Source organism: Streptomyces sp. NPDC058008 (assembly GCF_042886395.1).
GTDB lineage: Bacteria > Actinomycetota > Actinomycetes > Streptomycetales > Streptomycetaceae > Streptomyces.
Window position 1 is genome coordinate 1 of record NZ_JBHVQX010000075.1, and the last position, 1,834, is coordinate 1,834.

Genomic DNA, 1,834 nt, shown 5'->3' on the forward strand with positions numbered 1-1,834 from the left:
TTCCAGGAGACGGTGGAGCGTCTTCTGGGTGAGGGTGATGCGGTGTTCGTGGAGGTGAGTCCGCATCCGGTGTTGGTGGGTGCGTTGCAGGAGATCGATCCGGATGTTCTGGCGGTGGGGACGTTGCGCCGGGACGAGGGTGGAATGGGCCGGCTGCTGACCTCGATGGCACAGCTGTGGGTGCGGGGTGTCGATACCGACTGGTCACCGTTCTTCGAGGGCGCAGGCGCGGGTGCGGGGGCCACGGCGCAGCGTGTTGATCTGCCGACGTATGCGTTTCAGCGGGAGCGTTTTTGGTTGGTGGGTGGGGGTGGTGCGGGAGATGTGTCGGGTGCGGGGTTGTCGGTGGTGGGTCATCCGTTGTTGGGGGCTGGTGTGGTGTTGGCTGGTGGTGAGGGGTTTGTGTTTACGGGGCGGTTGTCGGTTCGGTCGCATCCGTGGCTGGCTGATCATGCGGTGGCTGGTCGTGTGCTTGTGCCGGGTGCGGCGTTGGTGGAGTTGGTGTTGTGTGCGGGTGAGTATGCCGGGTGTGGTGGGTTGGTGGAGTTGGTGTTGCATGCTCCGTTGGTGTTGCCGGCGGATGATGTGCCGGTTGATGTGCAGGTCAGTGTGGGTGATGTGGATGAGTTGGGGCAGCGGGCGGTTCGTGTTCATTCCCGGGTGAGTGGTGTCGGGGGTGAGGGTGCTGGCTGGGTGAGTCATGCGACGGGTGTGGTGTCTTCGGATGAGGGGGTGGCGCCGGCTTCGGTGCGGGCTGCTGGTTCGGGGTTGGGTGGGGTGTGGCCTCCGGAGGGTGCGGTGGTTGTTGGTGTGGAGGGGGTGTATGAGTCGTTCGCGGCTGCTGGGTATGGGTATGGGCCGGTGTTCCAGGGGTTGCGGGGTGTGTGGCGGCGTGGTGAGGAGGTGTTCGCGGAGGTTGAGTTGCCGGTGGAGGTGGGTGGTTTTGCGGTGCATCCGGCGTTGCTGGACGCGGCGTTGCAGGCTCCTCTCGCGGTGTTGTTGGAGGGTGGTTCTGGTGGTCGGGTGATGCCGTTCAGTTTCTCGGGTGTGCGGGTTCATGCGACGGGTGCGCGGGCTGGTCGGGTGCGGGTGGCGCCGGTGGGGCCGGATGCGGTGTCGGTGCGGTTGACGGATGTGGAGGGTCTGGATGTTCTGACGATTGATGCGCTGGTCTCGCGTCCGCTGAGCGACGAGGCTGTCTCGGCCGCTGGCGTTGATGTGTCGGACTCGATGTTCGAGGTCACCTGGACCGAAGCCCCGACAGACGGGACGGCCGCGACGCTGGAAGAGATCACCGTTTTCCCGGATGTCGACGCGGTTCTCGCGGCGGTGACCGAGGGCACCCGGGTACCTGGCGTGGAAGGCGTTCCTGGTGTGGTGGGGGTGGTGTGTCCGCGGGGTTCGGTGGAGGAGTCCCGTGAGGTGTTGGGGCGGGTGCTGGGGTGGGTTCAGCAGTGGTTGGAGTCTCCGGTGTTGGAGGGTTCGCGTCTGGTTGTGGTGACGCGGGGTGGTGCTGTTGTGGAGCCTGGTGGCCGGGTGGATGTGGTGGCGGCTTCGGTGCGCGGTCTGTTGCGGTCGGTGTGCTCGGAGTACCCGGACCGGTTCGCCCAGGTGGACGTGGACCAGGACCTGGACCAGGACGAGCGCCTGGACATGAACGAGGTCCTACGTTCTCTGCGGGCACCGGCCTTGGCTGGGTTGGTTGGGTCGGGAGAGCTCGAGATCGCGATTCGTTCTGGTGTGGTTCGTGTTCCGCGGTTGTCGCGGGTGTCGGGTGCTGGGGTGTTGGCGGTTCCGGGTGGGGGTGGGGCGTGGTCGGTGGATTTGGATACGG

General features: G+C 65.9%; 1 protein-coding gene. It reads left to right on the forward strand.

Going from position 1 to position 1,834, the window contains the following annotated elements:
• Positions 1–12: 12 nt before the first annotated feature.
• The coding region (locus ACFVS9_RS34140; RefSeq protein WP_389938900.1) for a polyketide synthase dehydratase domain-containing protein at positions 13–1,834 on the forward strand (1,822 nt) is incomplete at its 3' end.